This is a genomic window from Planomonospora sp. ID82291, from assembly GCF_015711645.1.
Lineage (GTDB): Bacteria > Actinomycetota > Actinomycetes > Streptosporangiales > Streptosporangiaceae > Planomonospora.
In genome coordinates this window covers 483,729-499,410 of sequence record NZ_JABTEX010000002.1, presented here as the reverse complement: position 1 = coordinate 499,410, position 15,682 = coordinate 483,729, and the positions used below count along the sequence as shown (strand labels likewise).

Sequence of the window (15,682 nt, the reverse complement as noted above, 5' to 3'; positions counted from 1 at the left end):
AGCGGTTACCGGTCGTTCTCCGGACGGATCGGACCGTGTTCCGGACGGCCGTCCCATCGCGCGAGACGCATGTCCGCCCGTGCGCCCCGCAGCGGGGTGCCCTCCGCGCTCCAGCGGTCCAGGCAGCGCCGCTCGTGCCCGGGAGGCGGGGTGCCGTCGGCGCGCGCCACCCGCCACCAGGGGACGCCGCCGCCCCAGACGGACATCACCCTGCCGACCTGCCGGGGGCCGCCCTCCCCGAGGTACTCGGCGATGTCGCCGTAGGACATCACCCTGCCCGGCGGGATGCGCTCGACCAGGTCGAGCACCCGCTCGGCGTAGGGGGTGGGATCGCCCCGGCGGCCTAGCTCCGCCATACGGCGGGACCCGCCGCGAGGATCTCGTCGATCCTGCCGAACTCGTAGGACGCGGTGCCGTTCACCTGCTCGACCACGCCGTCGCGGACCGCGTAGGACTCGCCGTCCTCGCCGACCAGGCGGGCCCCGAGCAGCGCGGACACCCGCACCAGCTGGGCCACCTGCCAGTCCGACCCGGGCGCGCCGGACAGCGTCCCGTTCCAGTCGGCGACGGCGTGGACCCCGTCGCCGTGACGCGCGAGGACCTCGCCGGCCTCCTGCGAACCGCGGTACTCGAACCCCGCCCGCCCCAGCACGTCCGCGAGTTCCGCGAACGTGAGCGGCGCCGGGCGTTCCACCCGCAACTCGTACCCCATGATGCGCGACCCTAGCGAATCTCCCCCGGCCCGCGGAGCCGGAAAGGCCGACATCGGGGCCACCGCGGCCGAACAGTGCCCGAACGGTGTCCGAAACGCGTTCGAATCGAGTTCGAATCGAGTTCGAATCGAGTCGCGCCTCCGGACGCCCCGGACGCCCCGGACGCCCGGGGCCCCGCGCCGCGCGGCGCGGGCCTCAGCGCGGCGCGGGCCTGCGGGTGAGGACGACCATGGCGCCGCCGAAGGCGAGCACGCCGAAGGCCAGGCCTGCAGCGTACAGCCAGAGGCGGAACGGGTCGGCGCCCGGCCGGGGCGCCTCCTGCGAGGCCGTCCCCCCGCCGAAGCGGCGGCCCTCGTCCGCCAGGCCAGGGGTCGCGGCCGCCATCAGCTCCCCCGCCTTGGCGAGCGCCTTCCCGGCGTCCACCGTGCCGAATCCGACGTACTCGTCGTATCCGGGCACCGGGCCGGAGTCCGCCGTGGAGGCGATGGCGCGCGCGACCATGTCCGGCGGCATCCGCGGGTGCTCCGCCTTGATGAGCGCGGCGACCCCCGCCACCAGGGCGGCCGCCGAACTCGTCCCGTCCGAGGGCCCGTACGCCCCGCCGGGGGTGACCACCGGCACGTCCACGCCCGGCGCCGCGACCAGGACCGACAGGTTGTCGCTGCTGAACGGGGCGGGCCGGCCCGCCCTGTCGACCGCCCCCACCCCGATGACACCGGAGTACCCGGCCGGGAAGCTCCAGAAGGAGGTGCCGGCGCGCTCGGCGTGCTCGCTGTCGCCGTCGTTGCCCACCGCGGCGACGAGCACCACCCCCCGGGAGAGCGCGTAGGAGACCGCCTCCCGCTCGGCCCGGTGCGGGCCGTAGGCGCCCAGCGACATGCTGACGACCGCGGCCCCGTGGTCGGTGGCGTAGCGGATCGCCCGGGCCAGCGGGCTGTCGGTGCGGGTGCGCAGGTCCTCGTCCGAGGCCGCGGGGAGCCCGTCGTCCAGCACCAGCGGCAGCGACAGGACGCGCGCCTCCGGGGCGACGCCGAGCAGGCCGCCCTCGCCCCGGCCCGCGCCGGCGATGAGGGAGGCCATCGCGGTGCCGTGCCGCCGCCCGGCGGGGTCCGCACCGCCGGAGCCCGCCGGGCCGTCCGGTCCGCCCGGTCCCATCTGCGGCCCGGCGGTGACCCTGCCGCGCAGCTCGGCGACCTGCGCGTCCACCTCGCCGTCCACCAGGGCCACGGTGACCCCCGCGCCCTTGGTGGCCCGCCAGGCCTGCTCGACGCCGAGCGCCTCCAGCACCCAGCGCTGGTCCTCCCGGACGTCGGCGGCGACCGGCGCCGCGACCGGCCCGGCGACCAGCGCGAGGGCGGCGACCGGCGCGCCCACCGCCCGGAGCCGCCACCGCCTCAGCACACGTTCCCCTGGGTGCAGCGGGGTACGGCGGGCTCGTCGCCCAGCGCGCGGGCGATGCGCCCGGCCACGGCCTGGGCCGTCGGCCACAGCTCGCTGTGCAGGATCTCCCCGGGGTCGACCGACTGGCGGGTGCGGCCGTCGGTGTAACCGGCGGTGGAGAAGACGATGTACGGCCCGACCCCCACCCAGGCGTTGCGCTGGCGCTGGGCCGCGCCGAACAGCTCGGTGGCGGTGCCGCGGAAGGCCACCGGCCGGACGCCCACCCGGTCGTCGCTCGACAGCTCGCCGGTCGCCGCCTGCCGCCGCTCGGCGTCCTCCATGACGGCGACGCCCACGGTGACCGCGAACGCGGACGTCTGGTCCACGTACGTGGCGCGCAGGAGCGTGCGGCACCCGTGCTCCTCCAGGACCGCCCCGACCGCGGCGTCCGCGCCGGAGCGGCAGGCCGTCTCGGGGGCGATGCCGACCCTGCGGGCGTAGAGCTGGACCCGGCCGAGACCGATGTACTCCAGTTCCGGCGGGAAGACCAGGGTCGCCGGCCAGGTGCGCCACCGCGCGGCGATGTTCTCCTGGACGTAGCGCGCCTTCTCGGCCTGGGTCAGCGGGCGGGAGGCGGTCTCGCGGAGCAGGCCGACCGCGCCGGCCAGCACGTCCGTCGCGGCGACGGTGAGGATCATCCCCACCAGCAGCAGGAAGACCGCACGGAACCGGATCCCCCGCTCGATCGAGGCCGCCTCGGCGGCGCGGACCGCCGTCCGGTCGCGGAACGACCGGGGCCAGGGGCGGACCCTGGCCCGGCGTGCGGCGGGACGCGGGGGGCCTCCCCCGGCCCGCGCGGCCCCGGCGCGCCGCACTCCGGCGCCCGCCGGCGGCCAGCCTCCGCGGGCACGCGGCGGTGAGGTTTCCAGGCGCCGTTCCGGCTCCTGGGACCTCCCGGGCTGCGACATACTCCGATGCTACGTCGCGCCTCCTCCCCGCCCCATGGCCGGACCGTGCTCGTGCCGTCACGGAGCGCGCCCGCGATGCCGCCCCGGGCCGGACACGCCGTCCGGGCCGGACACGTCGTCCGGGCCGGAGCGGGAGTCCGGGCCGGGGTACGGGCACGAGCCGAGGCACGGGGGTACATGGCCGGGGTACATGGCCGGGGCACGGGGGTACATGGCCGGGCAGGCCGCCGGGTCAGGGCGCGGGTACGGGTTCGTGGGCGGCCGGGACGGGCACCGGGTCCGCCGTCCGCACCCGCCCGGCGGTGACCGCGATCACCGCGAGGGACGCGACGGCCCCGATCCCGCCGGCCAGCGCCACCCCCGCGTAGACGGCGATCCGGCGCCGGTCCCGGTGGACCACCCGGACCGGTCCGGCCGCTCGCGAGTCCGCGCCCAGCGGGCGGGCCGGATCGTGGACCCCCGGTCCCGCGGCGGTGTGGGTGTGGCGGGAGATCCGGGCCGCCTCGGCGAGCGCCCGGGCGGCGTTGACCACGCCGAAACCCGTGCCGGTGTCGTAGCCGCCCGCCGGCCGCCGGGTCGCGCCCGCGGTGAGCGCCTGCGCCACCAGCGCGGGCGACATCTCCGGATGCTCCGACTTGATCAGTGCGGCCACGCCGGAGACCAGCGCGGTCGCCTGGGAGGTGCCGCGGCCGACCCAGTACGCGTCGCCGGGGCCCGCCCCGAGGACGTCCACGCCGGGCGCCGCCACCAGGACCGAGGGGTTGGCGTTGGAGAAGGAGGCCCGGCGCAGGCCCGGCCCCGTGGCCGCCACCGAGACCACCCCCGGGAAGGACGCCGGATAGGAGTAGGGCGCGTACCCGTCGTCGGCGGCCTTCCCCGCGCCCTCGTTCCCGGCCGCCGCCACGAGCACCACCCCCCGGGAGACCGCGTAGCGGATCGCCGCCCGCTCCTCACCGGTGGCCAGCTCCTTCGAGATCGACATGTTGATCACGTCGGCGCCGTGGTCCACGGCGTACCGGATGCCCCTGGCCACCACGTTCTCGAACCGCTCGGCGGCGTTGAACTCCCGGAACCCCGGCTCCTCGTCCTCCAGGATCACCCGCACCGAGAGCACCCGCGCCCGGGGCGCGACCCCGATCACCCCGTCGGCGCCGCCCGGGCCGTGGCCGTGCCCGGCGATCAGGGAGGCCATGTAGGTGCCGTGCAGCCGCGGGGGCGCCGTGCCCGGCGGGTTGGCCCCGGCCGTGAAGTCCCTGCCCTCGGTCACCGAGCCCGCCAGGTCGCGGTGGCGTGCGTCCACCCCGGAGTCCAGCACCGCGACGGTCACCCCGTGTCCCTGGGAGGTCCGCCAGGCCCGGGGCAGGTCCAGGGTCCGCAGCACCTCCCGCTGTCTGCTCCTGACCTCGTCGGCGTGGGCGGCCCCGGCGGGGAGGACCGGGACGAACCCGCAGGCGAGCGCGGCCAGCGTCCCGGCCGCGGCCGTCCACCGGACCGCCCGCCGGGCCCGCCACCGCGCCCGCCCCCGCCACCGGGACCGTCGCCTCAGCACCGCCACCCCGGGGCGGAGCAGTCCGGCCGGGCGGGAGCGGACAGGTCCGCGAGGATCCGGTCGGCGATGTCGCCGGTGAAGGCGAACAGGGTCGGCCGCTGGCGGCCCGCCGTCTTCGCCGGGCGCCCGTCGGCCCGCCCCGCGGTGACCATCACCAGGTACGGCCCGCCGGCGCGCACCGTGCTCGCCTGCCGGCCCGCCTGGGTGAACCGGTCGGCGACCGTGCCGGGGAAGGCCAGGGCCCTCAGGCCCGGGGAAGGGCGCCCGCCCCTGGGCAGTCCCGCCGCGGCCGAGGCCGCCCGGGCCTCCCCGGGGAACGCCGCGACGCCGACGGTGAGGACGACGCCCTGGAGGGCGTCGAGGTAGGTGGCGCGCAGGATCCCCCGGCAGCCCGCCCGGGTCAGCGCCTCGCGCAGCGCGGCGTCCACGGCCCGGTCGCAGTCCGTCTCCGGGGAGATGCCCACCCTGCGGGCCCGCTCGGTCCCGCCCTGCTCGGCGGAGTAGCGCACCGTCGCGGGGAAGACCTTCCCCGCGGGCCAGACCCGCCATCGGCGGGCCACCTCGGCGGCGGCGGCCCGGTCCAGCTCCGCCGCGCTCGGGCCCCGGACGAGCTCGGCTCCCGCGGCGCTCGCGGCGACACCGGCCACGGCCGCGCAGGTCAGGGTGAGGGCGGACGCCGCCACCAGCGCGGACCGCGCCCGCCGCCGGCCCGGCACGTCGTTCACGCCCCCGACCTTAGTGCGGGCGGACCGGTGCCATTCCCCATTCTCCCGAGATCAGGGACACCGGAAAGTACTTGACGGAGCGGAAAGCAGAAAGTACTTTCCTTATTGGAAAGAGAACGGAAAGGGCCGGCGGGAAGCCGCCCGGAGAAGCCCGGAGAAGGAGCCCTCATGAACGCCACCCCCGAGAGCATGGACCTCTCCCCGGAGGAGGCCGCCCGCGCCCTGTCCGGCATCCGCGCCACGCAGGCGCGGGCCGTGCGCTCCACCCCGTGGTTCCCCGCCTGGTTCGTGGTGGGCATCGGCCTGTCGGTCACCCTGATCCAGGTCGCCAGTGACCCCCTGACCCCGCTGCCCCTGCGGATCGCGGGCATCGTGCTGGCGGTGGCCGGGATCACCGGGTGCTCCATCGCGGTCGGCCGCAGCGGCAGCATGCGGGCCCACAAGAGCGTCCTCGACATGGCGGGATTCGCCGGCTACATGGTCTGGGTCTTCTCGCTGGTCGGCCTCACCGTGGCGTTCGCCCTGTTCCTGGCCGCGCGGGAGGTCCCGTACGCCGCGACGTGGGCCTGCCTGACGCTGACCGCGGTCATGGGCCTCACCGGCCCGCTCCTCGCCCGCTGGATCTCCCGCCGCAACGCCGCCAAGATCGAAAGGGGTGAGTGATGCACCTCGACCCGGTCATCCACGCGCCCGTGCGGCTGCAGATCGTCGCGCTGCTGGCGGCGGCGGACGAGGCCGAGTTCGGGTTCGTCCGCGACCAGGTCGGGGTGAGCGACTCGGTGCTCTCCAAGCACGCGAGCGCCCTGGAGGGCGCCGGATACGTCGAGATCCGCAAGGGATACGTCGGCAAGCGGCCCCGGACCTGGCTGAAGCTCTCCGCGCCCGGACGCGGGGCCTACCTCGCCCACGTGGCGGCCCTGCAGGCGATCGTCGCGCAGTCGGGGCTCAGCCTCACCCCGGAGTGAGGGGCGCCCGCCCCGGACCGGCCCGCCCGATCCGGACGGGCCCTCCCCGAAACGGCGGACGCCCCGCGGAGCAGAGCTCCACGGGGCGCGCGCCGTACGGACGACGGCGGGGCCGGGCCGGCGGGCCTAGTAGGCCGGCAGGCTCGGGTCGACCGTCTTGATCCAGCTCAGCACGCCGCCGCCGACGTGGACCGCGTCGGCGAAGCCGGCGTTCTTGACGATCGCCAGGCACTCGGCGGAGCGGGCGCCGGACTTGCAGTGCAGCACGATCCTCTTGTCCTGCGGGAGCCGCTCCAGGGCGGAGCCGTTGAGGAACTCGCCCTTGGGGATGAGCACGGCGCCCGGGATGGAGACGATCTCGTACTCGTTCGGCTCGCGGACGTCGACCACGTAGACGTTCTCACCCGCGTCCTGCCAGGACTTGAGCTCGGCCGCGGTGATCGTCGAACCGGAGGCCGCCTCCTGCGCCTCGGCGGAGACCGCGCCGCAGAACGCCTCGTAGTCCTCCAGGAGCGCGGTGACCGTGGGGTTCTTGCCGCAGAGCACGCACTCGGGGTCCTTGCGGACCTTGACCGAGCGGTAGGTCATCTCCAGGGCGTCGTAGATCATCAGGCGGCCGACCAGCGGCTCGCCGATGCCGGTGAGCACCTTGATGGCCTCGTTGACCTGGATGGAGCCGATCGACGCGCACAGCACGCCGAGCACGCCGCCCTCGGCGCAGGAGGGCACCATGCCGGGCGGCGGGGGCTCGGGGTAGAGGCAGCGGTAGCAGGGGCCGTGCTCGGCCCAGAAGACGCTGGCCTGGCCGTCGAAGCGGTAGATCGACCCCCAGACGTACGGCTTGCCGAGCAGGACCGCCGCGTCGTTCACCATGTAGCGGGTGGCGAAGTTGTCGGTGCCGTCCACGATCAGGTCGTAGCCGGAGAAGACCTCCATGACGTTCTCGGTGGTCAGCACCTCGTTGTGGACGACCACGTCGATCAGCGGGTTGATCTCCCGGACCGAGGCCGCGGCGCTCTCGGCCTTGGGGCGGCCGACGTCGGACTGCCCGTGGATGACCTGGCGCTGCAGGTTGGACTCGTCGACGACGTCGAAGTCGATGACGCCCAGCGTGCCGACGCCCGCGGCCGCGAGGTACAGCAGGGCCGGGGATCCCAGTCCTCCGGCGCCCACGCAGAGCACCTTGGCGTTCTTCAGGCGCTTCTGCCCGGCCATGCCCACGTCGGGGATGATCAGGTGACGCGAGTAACGGCGCACCTCGTCGACGGTCAGCTCGGCTGCCGGCTCTACCAGCGGTGGCAACGACACAGTTCTGCTCCCGTTTCAGGGGTCTTGACGGATGCGGCTAGCGCACCACTCACAACCTAGCCGGGGGCTGCGCTCATTCCCCAATCGAGACGGCCGCCGTCTCAGATATCAGACGCCGGGCCTCCCGGGCCACCCGCTCGGGCACCTCCATCTGGGCCACGTGCCCGGCGTCCGGCAGCAGGACCAGCCGCACGTCCGGGAACGTACGGCCCGCCCGCGCGGCCATCCGCGGGTGGACAAGCCGGTCGTGGCGGCCGTGGATCACCAGCGTGGGCGCCCGCACCAGGGCCGCCTGCCGCCAGAGGCTGTCCGCCCCGCGGCTGACGTACTCCCTGAGGTACTCCGCGACGAGGCCGCGGGCCGAGTTGATCACCGCCGCCCCGGCGTACGGCAGCCCGTCGCGGCGGCGCAGCTCCTCGACCGCCTCGCGCAGCCGCTCCGGGTGGACCCGGCCGAGGTCCGCGTAGCACATGCCGAGCGTGGCGTTGAGCCTGCGCTCCGGGGGCAGGAGCCGCAGCCGGTCGAAGGCCCACTCCCCCAGCACGGGCACCGTGGACAGGGCCACGCGCGCCGGGCCGTACCGCAGGACCAGGTCGGGCAGCGCCGGGGAGACCAGGGTGAGCGAGCGGACCAGGTCGGGCCGGGTGGCGGCGAGCCGTACCGAGACGGCGCCGCCCAGGGAGTTGCCGAACAGGTGGACGGGCCGGTCGGCGAGCTCCTCGATGAGCGCGGCGACCGTCCGGGCGTGGGCGCCGACGGAGTAGTCGCCGTCGTACGGCTCCGGGGAGTAGCCGGAGCCCGGCAGGTCGATCGCATGGCCGGTCACCACGTCGGACAGCTCGCCCATCAGGTCGGTCCAGTTGGTCGCCGACCCCGCCAGACCGTGCACGTAGACCGCCGTCTCCGCGGGGCCGCGCGGGGTCGAGCGCACGTGGACGCGACGCTCGCCGAGCTCGACCGTCCTGCCGGGCCAGCACGGAATCGGGTTGTCCCCCATGTTTCCTCCTGCGGATTCGCTGCCTGTTAGGACGATATCCACCGGGACGAAGCCGGAAAAACATCCACGTTCCAGACAGGTTGCAGCGGCATCCCCCGACCCGCACCGGTCCCCCTCCTCCGAAGGGGTCGTTTATTTCGTCCCTTTTGTCCGTTAAGTACCAAAGATAGAACATCGTAACTCTATGTATTTGGTATATCACGCTCTGTGCCCGTTTTCGCAGAATGAATCCGGACATCAACGCCTTAGTCACAACATCGATAGAGAAGGAGTGACGAATGCTCTCCAAGCGAATCGCCAGTGCCCTTGCGGCCGCCGCCGTGACCGGCAGCGGCCTGGTCGCCCTCACCGCCGTCACGGCGACTCCCGCCCACGCCCAGGACACCTGCCTCTACCAGGTGCGCAACGTCGCCGCCGACAGCTACCTCAAGGTGCGCAAGAAGCCGGGCAAGACCCCCAAGTCCTGGAACAAGCGGCACAAGACCGTGGACGTCCTGTACGCCGAGCAGGTCACCACCGGCAACTGCAAGCGCTCCCGGGAGAACTGGCGCAAGGTCTACGGCGACTCGGGCGTCGAGGGCCACGTCCACAAGGCCTATGTGAAGAAGGGTCCGAAGATCGCGACCGAGGAGTCCGCCAACGGCTCGTAACCGATTCCGCAGGTGACTCCCGTGCCGTGGTGCCCGCGAGGGCTCCACGGCACGGCCGCGTCCGGGCCCCGCCCGCCGCACGCTCCCGCACGGGGCCGCCGGCCCGTCCCTCGTCAGGCCGGCCGGCGGCTCCGGCGCGGCCTGCGCTCCGGCCCGCCCCGCTCCCGCCCCTCCGTGTCCTCCGCGCCCTCCCCGTCCCCGGTGTTCCCGGTGTTCCCGGTGTCCTCCACACGGTCCCGTCGTCCGACCGCGTCCCCCCTGGCCCCACCGGCCCCACCGGCTCCTCCGGCCCCCCGGTTCCGCTTGGCCGCGTCCACGCTGGCCCGCAGCACCGCCATCAGGTCGGCCTCGGGGCCGCCCTGCCCGACCGGCGCCGGCGGCCGGACGACCTGGCGACCCGCCGCCTTGGCCTCGACCACCTCCAGCAGCGCCTCCCGGTAGGCGTCCCGGTGCGCGGCGGGGTCGAAGTCCCCGCTCATGGTCGCGACGAGCGACTCTGCCATCCGCGCCTCCGGCGCCCGGATCTCCACGGACTGCTCCAGGAACGCGAAATCCGCCTCGCGCACCTCGTCGGGCCAGAGCATGGTCTCCAGCACCAGGACCCCCTCCCTGACCCGCAGCGCCGCGAGCGACTCGCGCCGGCGCAGCGCCACCTTCGCGACCGCCACCCGGCCCGACCGCTCCAGCGCGTCGCGGAGCAGCACGTACGGCTTCACCCCGGCCGGCTCCGGCTCCAGGTAGTAGGGCCGGGCCAGCAGGACGGGATCGATCTGGTCGGCGGGACTGAACCGCAGGACCTCGATCCGGTGCGAGGTCGACAGCGGCAGGTCCTCGAAGTCGGCGTCGTCGAGCACCACGGTCTCGCCGGTCGGCAGGCCGTACCCCTTGGCCACGTCGGCGAAGGGCACCTCCTCGCCGCAGACCTCGCAGACCCGGCGGAACCGGATGCGCCCGCCGTCCTCCCGGTGCACCTGGTTGAAGGCGACGCCGCGCTGCTCCGTCGCGGCGTACAGCCTGATCGGGATCGTGACGAGCCCGAACGCCACCGCGCCGTTCCAGATGCTCCGCATGTCGTCTCCCTGCCTCGGAACTCCTCCACCGATTCTCGCTCATATGTTCGGGAAAAGCGCCAAGCATATGGAAACACTGACCAATGAGGGACATACCCACCACGGCACATCCGATGCCCTGTCTTGCCGAGCCCGGGGGCGCGGGGGACGTACGCTGGGGGGCGTCCCTTGTTCGCAGCAGGACGGAAGGACGGGCCGATGTCGGAGATGGACGTGAACGACACCACCCTCGAGGAGCTCGACGACGCCCTGTCCCCCGAGACGGGCCCGGCGACGGACCTCGAGACCCCCGAGGCGGACGCCGTCGAGCAGCACCGCGGGATGGGCGCCGTGAGCCGGAGCTGGCCCGACCGGATCCCCTTCGACGCCGACCCCGCCGACGCCACGGACCAGAGCCGCGAGGTGGAGCTCGACGAGGACGACTATCGCTGACCTGGTTACCCGCGCGTAGGATGGCCCGAGACGTAGGAGACGCAGGAGCATCCCGCAAGGAGAACGCCGTGACCACTACCCCGGACGCCAAGCCCCGGGGCACCCGGCTGCCCCGGATGGCCCGCCGCCGTCAGCTGCTCAGCGCGGCGCAGGAAGTGTTCGTGGAGAACGGCTACCACGCGGCCGCGATGGACGAGATCGCCGAGCGGGCCGGGGTCAGCAAGCCGGTTCTCTACCAGCACTTCCCCGGCAAGCAGGAGCTCTACCTCGCCCTGCTCGACCTGCACGTGGACGACATGATCACCCGCTGCCGGGACGCCCTCGCCTCCACCACCGACAACAAGCAGCGCGTCCAGGCGGCGATCGGGGCCTTCTTCGACTTCGTCTCCGGGCAGGGCGAGGCGTTCCGCCTCGTCTTCGAGTCCGACCTGCGCAACGTGGCCCCGGTCCGCCAGCGCATCGAGCGCAACCTCCGCGAGAGCGCCGAGATGATCAGCCACGTCATCCAGGAGGACACCGGCTGCTCCAGCGACGAGGCCCACCTCCTGGGCGTCGGCCTGGTCGGCATGGCCGAGGTCAGCGCCCGCTACTGGCTCAGCAGCAACGGCTCCATCCCCAAGGACGCCGCCACCCAGCTCATGGCCCGCCTGGCCTGGCGCGGCATCTCCGGCTTCCCCCGCACCGGCTGACCGCCGTCCCGTCCCGGCTGATCACGACCGCCGGGCACCGGCGGATCTGTTCGCTTGACGCGATCAACCGGCGCGCCGGGCTCCCCGAGGGGCGACGATGAGACAGGCAGCCCTCATCGAAAGGGAGCACAGCACATGGAAATCAAGATCGGCGTGCGGTCCGTGCACCGCGAGCTCGTGGTGGAGACCGACCTCTCGGCCGAGGAGGTCGAGAACGAACTCGGCAAGGCCCTCGCCGCCGACCGGGGCATCTTCTCCCTCACCGACGTCAAGGGCCGCCGGGTCCTCGTCCCGATCAGCTCGCTCGGCTTCATCGAGATCGGCGAGGAGGAGGCCCGGCCCGTCGGTTTCGGCGGCACCCTCTGATCCGGCGGCGCCGACCCCCGCGTCCCGGGGCCGTGGCCCGGCCCCGGGTCACGGCCCCGGGGTCAGCCCCAGGGCGGCCATCCGCCGGCCGTGCGCCTCGGTCAGCCGGTTGAACATCCGGGTGACGTCCTCCCCGTCCGCGCTCACCAGCAGCACCGCCAACTCCGGCCGGGCCTCGGCGACCCGCCGGGCCTGGCTCAGCGCCTCACCCACCATCCGCCGGGACCACAGCGCCAGCCGTCCGCCCAGCGCGGGGTCCTTCTCCAGGGCCGCGCCGACCCGGTCCACCGCGAACTGGCACCGGCCCTCGTCGGCCAGCACCTCCTCCACCAGCGACCGCGTCCCGGCGTCCACGTGGGCGGCGGCCTCGCGGTAGAAGTCGAGGGCGATCCCCGTGCCGACGTACGCCTTGACCAGGGCCTCCAGCCAGTCGTTCGGCGCGGTCCGCTCGTGCCAGCCGTCCAGCGCCGCGACGAAGGGCGCCATCGCCTCCTCCGGGTCGGCGCCCATCGAGGCGAGCCGGTCGCGGAGCAGCCGGAAATGCGCGTACTCGGCCGCCGCGAGCTCACCGAGTGCGGCCCGGTCGGTGAGCGTCGGCGCGTGCCGCGCGGCCTCCTCCGCGAGGCGGAGGAACGCGGTCAGCTCGGCGTAGGCGAGCACACCGAGCAGGTCGGCGACGCCAGGACGGGAATCACTCATGGGGGCAGACTACGAGTACCCGGGGACGCCGGTGAACCGGTCCCGGGCCACCGGTCTTATTCGTGCGGAATACCGGGAAATCGGTTCCCGGTTGTGGTATCGGGTACACTTCCCTGTGAAAGTGCGACCGCACTGTGTTAATCCAGGAGATCCATCCTGAACGCCCCCCGGAAGTCGGCGTGACGCCGCAGCGGTCGCTGATGACATTGAGAGGGCTGGCCCTTCCGCGAGGACCCGGCACGGGGAGTTGCTCGCCCGTGGTCCCGGCAGGACTGCCTTCAACGGAGATTTAGGCAGGCCAAGCTGACGACGTTCCGAGACCTCGGAGTCACACCAGAGATCGCTGACGCCCTCGACACCGAGGGCATCACCACGCCGTTCCCGATCCAGGAGATGGCACTCCCCCTGGCCCTCGCGGGCCAGGACATCATCGGCCAGGCGCGCACCGGCACCGGCAAGACCTACGCCTTCGGCGTGGCGATGCTGCAACGTGTCGGCAAGCCCAGGAAGAACCGGAAGAAGCCCCGCGGGCTGATCGTCGTGCCGACCCGCGAGCTCGCCGTCCAGGTCACCGAGGACCTGGTCACGGCCGCGGGCAAGCTGGGCTCCCGGATCCTCACCGTGTACGGCGGGCGCGCCTACGAACCCCAGATCGAGGCCCTCAAGCAGGGCGTCGACGTCATCGTCGGCACCCCCGGCCGCCTGCTCGACCTGGTCAAGCAGAAGCACCTGGACCTCTCGCAGATCGGCGTGCTCGTCCTGGACGAGGCCGACCGCATGCTCGACCTGGGCTTCCTGCCCGACATCGAGCGGATCATCAAGCTCGTCCCGGCCGAGCGGCAGACCATGCTGTTCTCCGCCACCCTGCCGGGCGAGATCGTCGGCCTGTCCCGGCGCTACCTCAACCGCCCCACCCACGTGCGGGCCGAGAACAACGACGCCGAGGCCGAGGCGACCCCGCAGACCACGCAGTTCGTCTGGCGCACGCACCGGATGGACAAGATCGAGATCCTCGGCCGCCTTCTCCAGTGCGAGGGCCGCGGGCTCACGATGGTCTTCTGCGAGACCAAGCGCGCCTGCGACCGGGTCGTGGAGGACCTCAAGGAGCGCGGCTTCGCCGCCGCCGCCGTCCACGGCGACCTCGGGCAGGGCCAGCGCGAGCAGGCCCTGCGGGCCTTCCGCAACGGCAAGATCGACGTCCTGGTCGCGACCGACGTCGCGGCGCGCGGCATCGACGTCGACGACGTCACCCACGTCGTCAACTACGACTGCCCGCAGGACGAGAAGGCGTACGTGCACCGGATCGGCCGCACCGGCCGCGCCGGCCGCACCGGCGTCGCGGTGACCTTCGTGGAGTGGGAGGACCTCACCCGCTGGAAGGTCATCAACACCGCGCTCTCGCTGGACTTCGCCGAGCCCGTCGAGAGCTACTCGACCTCTCCGCACATCTACAGCGCCCTGGGCATCCCCGAGGGCACCAAGGGTGTGCTGCCGCGCGCCAACCGGTCCCGCGCCGGCCTGGCCGCCGAGGAGGTCGAGGACCTCGGCGAGACCGGCCGCATCCGTTCGCGCACGACCCGCAGGGGCCGCGACGAGGAGCGGGAGGAGCGCCGCGAGCGCCCCGCCCGCGCCCCCCGCGAGCGCCGCCGCACGCGCGGCGGCCGGAGCGGCGCGGAGGCCTCGGAGCCGGTCGCCGCCGAGGAGGTCCAGGCCCCGGTCGGGACCGCGGCGCCGGTCGAGACCGCGGAGGTCCCGGTTCCCCCCGTCGAACTCCCCCAGGTGGAGGCAGATGTGGCACCGCACGACGGTGGGTCCGCGCCCCGGCGCGGCCGCACCCGCAGGACCGGGCGGAACGCGGAGATCGCTCCCGCCGACGTCGAGCCGGCGACCGCCGAGGCCCCCGGCGTCCCCGCCGCGGACGCCGAGGCCCCCGACGTCCCCGCCGAGGAGCCGACGCCCGCGCCTCAGCAGCCGCGGCCCGAGCCGGAGAAGATCATTCCGCCGAGCCCGTTCGCGGTGATCTTCAAATCTCCCGATCTGGCGACGGACGACGACGAGATCGCCCCCTCGGCGGCCTCCGAGCGCGTCCAGAACCGCCGCCGTCCGGCGGCCCGGGGCCAGCAGCGAGGTCCCCGCCGCGGCAGCCAGCCGTGATCGCGGGAGGGGCGCCGGGCGTGTCGCCCGGCGCCCCTCCCGGCCGCGGGGACGGCAGGCCGTCCCGACCAGAGAGGTATCGTGGTCTCACGTGAGCACGCCGCGTTTTCTGACCCTGCCTCCCGGCGTCCGTCCGATCTCGATCGACACGGCGGCGGGCACGTTCGCCGCGCTGGAGGCGCTGCCCGTCAGCGGCGTCCCCGAGCGCTGGCCCGCCCTGATGGTCCCCGGCCTCACGGGAAGCAAGGAGGACTTCATCTCCGTCCTCCAGACGCTCGCCCAGTCGGGCCGCCGGGTCATCGCGGTCGACATGCGCGGCCAGTTCGAGACGAGCGGCCCGGAAGACCCCGCCGCCTACACCTGCGCGGCGCTCGGCAACGACGTCGACCTGCTGGCCCAGACGGTCCGCCGGGACGAGCCCCTCCACCTGGTCGGCCACTCCTTCGGCGGGCTGGTCACCCGGGAGGCGGTCATCGACGGCCGCACCAAGTTCGCCTCCTACACGCTGATGAGCTCGGGGCCGGGCGCGATCATCGGCCCGCGCGAGCGCTTCGGCCGCGCCATGCTCACCGAGCTGCCCGAGTTCGGCATGGAGCACCTGTGGCACCACCGGATGGAGCCGGAGGCGCTGGCCGCCGGGGTGCCCGACGAGATCGTCGCGTTCCTGCGCAAGCGGCTGTTCTCCAACTCGCCGACGGGCATGGCCACCATGACCCGGCAGGTGCTCTCCGCCCCCGACCGCTGCGACGACCTCGCCCAGGTCGGCGTGGCCACCCTGGTCCTGTACGGCGAGCACGACGACGGCTGGCCCCCGCACCTGCAGGCCGAGATGGCGCACCGGCTGGACGCCGAGTGCGTGGTCGTCCCCGGCGCGGCGCACTCCCCCGCCGTGGAGGCCCCCGAGACCACGGCCGCCGCCCTCATCCGGTTCTGGAACGCCGCCGAGGCCCGGCTGCTGAGCTGACCGCCCGGCGCCCCGGTCGCGCAGGCGGCGCCCCGCGGCGTCACGGTGGACCG

Annotated in this window: 18 protein-coding genes; 8 read left to right on the top strand and 10 right to left on the bottom strand. The window is 74.1% G+C overall.

The window, feature by feature from the left end; all coding sequences use genetic code 11:
- Positions 1-5: 5 nt before the first annotated feature.
- From HS045_RS13260 to HS045_RS13235, 6 genes are all read right to left on the bottom strand, one after another.
- Positions 6-356, bottom strand: a complete 351-nt coding sequence (locus HS045_RS13260; RefSeq protein ID WP_196451620.1) for an MGMT family protein — start codon at positions 354-356, stop codon at positions 6-8.
- Complete coding sequence (locus tag HS045_RS13255) at positions 344-712, bottom strand: hypothetical protein (protein WP_196451619.1); 369 nt, start codon at positions 710-712, stop codon at positions 344-346. Before HS045_RS13255 ends, HS045_RS13260 begins: the two co-directional genes overlap by 13 nt.
- Before the next feature lie 196 nt (positions 713-908).
- Positions 909-2,114 carry a S8 family serine peptidase gene (locus HS045_RS13250; RefSeq protein WP_196451618.1) on the bottom strand — a complete coding sequence of 402 codons (1,206 nt, stop codon included), beginning with the start codon at positions 2,112-2,114 and terminating at the stop codon, positions 909-911.
- Positions 2,108-3,061, bottom strand: coding sequence for a hypothetical protein (locus HS045_RS13245; RefSeq protein ID WP_230884019.1), 954 nt, complete (start codon positions 3,059-3,061; stop codon positions 2,108-2,110). The genes HS045_RS13250 and HS045_RS13245 overlap by 7 nt, the downstream gene beginning before the upstream one ends.
- Positions 3,062-3,293: 232 nt before the next feature.
- Positions 3,294-4,610 carry a S8 family serine peptidase gene (locus tag HS045_RS13240; RefSeq protein ID WP_307827502.1) on the bottom strand — a complete coding sequence of 439 codons (1,317 nt, stop codon included), beginning with the start codon at positions 4,608-4,610 and terminating at the stop codon, positions 3,294-3,296.
- Positions 4,604-5,335: a hypothetical protein gene (locus HS045_RS13235; RefSeq protein WP_307827501.1), complete on the bottom strand. Its 732-nt coding sequence runs from the start codon at positions 5,333-5,335 to the stop codon at positions 4,604-4,606. Before HS045_RS13235 ends, HS045_RS13240 begins: the two co-directional genes overlap by 7 nt.
- A gap of 168 nt (positions 5,336-5,503) precedes the next feature.
- On the opposite strand from HS045_RS13235, the gene HS045_RS13230 reads away from it, so the two are divergent.
- Positions 5,504-5,998 carry a hypothetical protein gene (locus HS045_RS13230; protein ID WP_196451617.1) on the top strand — a complete coding sequence of 165 codons (495 nt, stop codon included), beginning with the start codon at positions 5,504-5,506 and terminating at the stop codon, positions 5,996-5,998.
- Complete coding sequence (locus HS045_RS13225) at positions 5,998-6,300, top strand: transcriptional regulator (protein WP_196451616.1); 303 nt, start codon at positions 5,998-6,000, stop codon at positions 6,298-6,300. Before HS045_RS13230 ends, HS045_RS13225 begins: the two co-directional genes overlap by 1 nt.
- 126 nt (positions 6,301-6,426) lie before the next feature.
- On the opposite strand, the gene moeZ is transcribed toward HS045_RS13225, so the two are convergent.
- Both moeZ and HS045_RS13215 read right to left on the bottom strand, forming a co-directional pair.
- A complete protein-coding gene (moeZ, locus tag HS045_RS13220; protein ID WP_196451615.1) occupies positions 6,427-7,608 on the bottom strand; it encodes an adenylyltransferase/sulfurtransferase MoeZ in 1,182 nt (393 codons plus the stop codon).
- Positions 7,609-7,681: 73 nt separating this feature from the next.
- Positions 7,682-8,605 carry an alpha/beta fold hydrolase gene (locus HS045_RS13215; protein ID WP_196451613.1) on the bottom strand — a complete coding sequence of 308 codons (924 nt, stop codon included), beginning with the start codon at positions 8,603-8,605 and terminating at the stop codon, positions 7,682-7,684.
- Between the two features lie 278 nt (positions 8,606-8,883).
- On the opposite strand from HS045_RS13215, the gene HS045_RS13210 reads away from it, so the two are divergent.
- Positions 8,884-9,255 (top strand): hypothetical protein, encoded by a 372-nt coding sequence (locus HS045_RS13210; protein ID WP_196451611.1) that lies wholly within the window; start codon positions 8,884-8,886, stop codon positions 9,253-9,255.
- 113 nt (positions 9,256-9,368) lie between these two features.
- On the opposite strand, the gene HS045_RS13205 is transcribed toward HS045_RS13210, so the two are convergent.
- Positions 9,369-10,325, bottom strand: coding sequence for a Ku protein (locus HS045_RS13205; protein ID WP_196451609.1), 957 nt, complete (start codon positions 10,323-10,325; stop codon positions 9,369-9,371).
- Between the two features lie 198 nt (positions 10,326-10,523).
- Here HS045_RS13205 and HS045_RS13200 point away from each other — a divergent pair, with 198 nt between their 5' ends.
- The 3 genes from HS045_RS13200 (at position 10,524) to HS045_RS13190 (ending at position 11,812) form a co-directional block, all read left to right on the top strand.
- Positions 10,524-10,757 carry a hypothetical protein gene (locus tag HS045_RS13200; RefSeq protein WP_230884018.1) on the top strand — a complete coding sequence of 78 codons (234 nt, stop codon included), beginning with the start codon at positions 10,524-10,526 and terminating at the stop codon, positions 10,755-10,757.
- A gap of 68 nt (positions 10,758-10,825) precedes the next feature.
- Complete coding sequence (locus tag HS045_RS13195) at positions 10,826-11,446, top strand: TetR/AcrR family transcriptional regulator (protein WP_307827500.1); 621 nt, start codon at positions 10,826-10,828, stop codon at positions 11,444-11,446.
- 135 nt (positions 11,447-11,581) lie between these two features.
- On the top strand, positions 11,582-11,812 hold the full coding sequence (locus HS045_RS13190) for a DUF3107 domain-containing protein (protein WP_196451606.1): 231 nt from the start codon (positions 11,582-11,584) through the stop codon (positions 11,810-11,812).
- Between the two features lie 48 nt (positions 11,813-11,860).
- Here HS045_RS13190 and HS045_RS13185 read toward each other — a convergent pair whose 3' ends face one another.
- Complete coding sequence (locus HS045_RS13185) at positions 11,861-12,511, bottom strand: ferritin-like fold-containing protein (RefSeq protein ID WP_196451605.1); 651 nt, start codon at positions 12,509-12,511, stop codon at positions 11,861-11,863.
- A 393-nt stretch (positions 12,512-12,904) separates the two neighbouring features.
- Here HS045_RS13185 and HS045_RS13180 point away from each other — a divergent pair, with 393 nt between their 5' ends.
- The gene (locus tag HS045_RS13180) at positions 12,905-14,665 is read left to right on the top strand and encodes a DEAD/DEAH box helicase (RefSeq protein ID WP_196451604.1); all 1,761 of its coding nucleotides are present in this window, start codon (positions 12,905-12,907) and stop codon (positions 14,663-14,665) included.
- Positions 14,666-14,756: 91 nt separating this feature from the next.
- Positions 14,757-15,629 (top strand): alpha/beta fold hydrolase, encoded by an 873-nt coding sequence (locus tag HS045_RS13175; RefSeq protein ID WP_196451603.1) that lies wholly within the window; start codon positions 14,757-14,759, stop codon positions 15,627-15,629.
- Positions 15,630-15,682: the final 53 nt, after the last annotated feature.

Excerpts from the sequence above, each read along its gene's own strand:
- HS045_RS13260 (WP_196451620.1), bottom strand. The coding sequence starts at position 356 with ATGGCGGAGCTAGGCCGCCGGGGCGATCCCACCCCCTACGCCGAGCGG.
- HS045_RS13255 (WP_196451619.1), bottom strand. The coding sequence starts at position 712 with ATGGGGTACGAGTTGCGGGTGGAACGCCCGGCGCCGCTCACGTTCGCG.
- HS045_RS13245 (WP_230884019.1), bottom strand. The coding sequence starts at position 3,061 with ATGTCGCAGCCCGGGAGGTCCCAGGAGCCGGAACGGCGCCTGGAAACC.
- HS045_RS13230 (WP_196451617.1), top strand. The coding sequence starts at position 5,504 with ATGAACGCCACCCCCGAGAGCATGGACCTCTCCCCGGAGGAGGCCGCC.
- HS045_RS13225 (WP_196451616.1), top strand. The coding sequence starts at position 5,998 with ATGCACCTCGACCCGGTCATCCACGCGCCCGTGCGGCTGCAGATCGTC.
- HS045_RS13215 (WP_196451613.1), bottom strand. The coding sequence starts at position 8,605 with ATGGGGGACAACCCGATTCCGTGCTGGCCCGGCAGGACGGTCGAGCTC.
- HS045_RS13210 (WP_196451611.1), top strand. The coding sequence starts at position 8,884 with ATGCTCTCCAAGCGAATCGCCAGTGCCCTTGCGGCCGCCGCCGTGACC.
- HS045_RS13205 (WP_196451609.1), bottom strand. The coding sequence starts at position 10,325 with ATGCGGAGCATCTGGAACGGCGCGGTGGCGTTCGGGCTCGTCACGATC.
- HS045_RS13200 (WP_230884018.1), top strand. The coding sequence starts at position 10,524 with ATGTCGGAGATGGACGTGAACGACACCACCCTCGAGGAGCTCGACGAC.
- HS045_RS13190 (WP_196451606.1), top strand. The coding sequence starts at position 11,582 with ATGGAAATCAAGATCGGCGTGCGGTCCGTGCACCGCGAGCTCGTGGTG.
- HS045_RS13185 (WP_196451605.1), bottom strand. The coding sequence starts at position 12,511 with ATGAGTGATTCCCGTCCTGGCGTCGCCGACCTGCTCGGTGTGCTCGCC.
- HS045_RS13180 (WP_196451604.1), top strand. The coding sequence starts at position 12,905 with ATGGCACTCCCCCTGGCCCTCGCGGGCCAGGACATCATCGGCCAGGCG.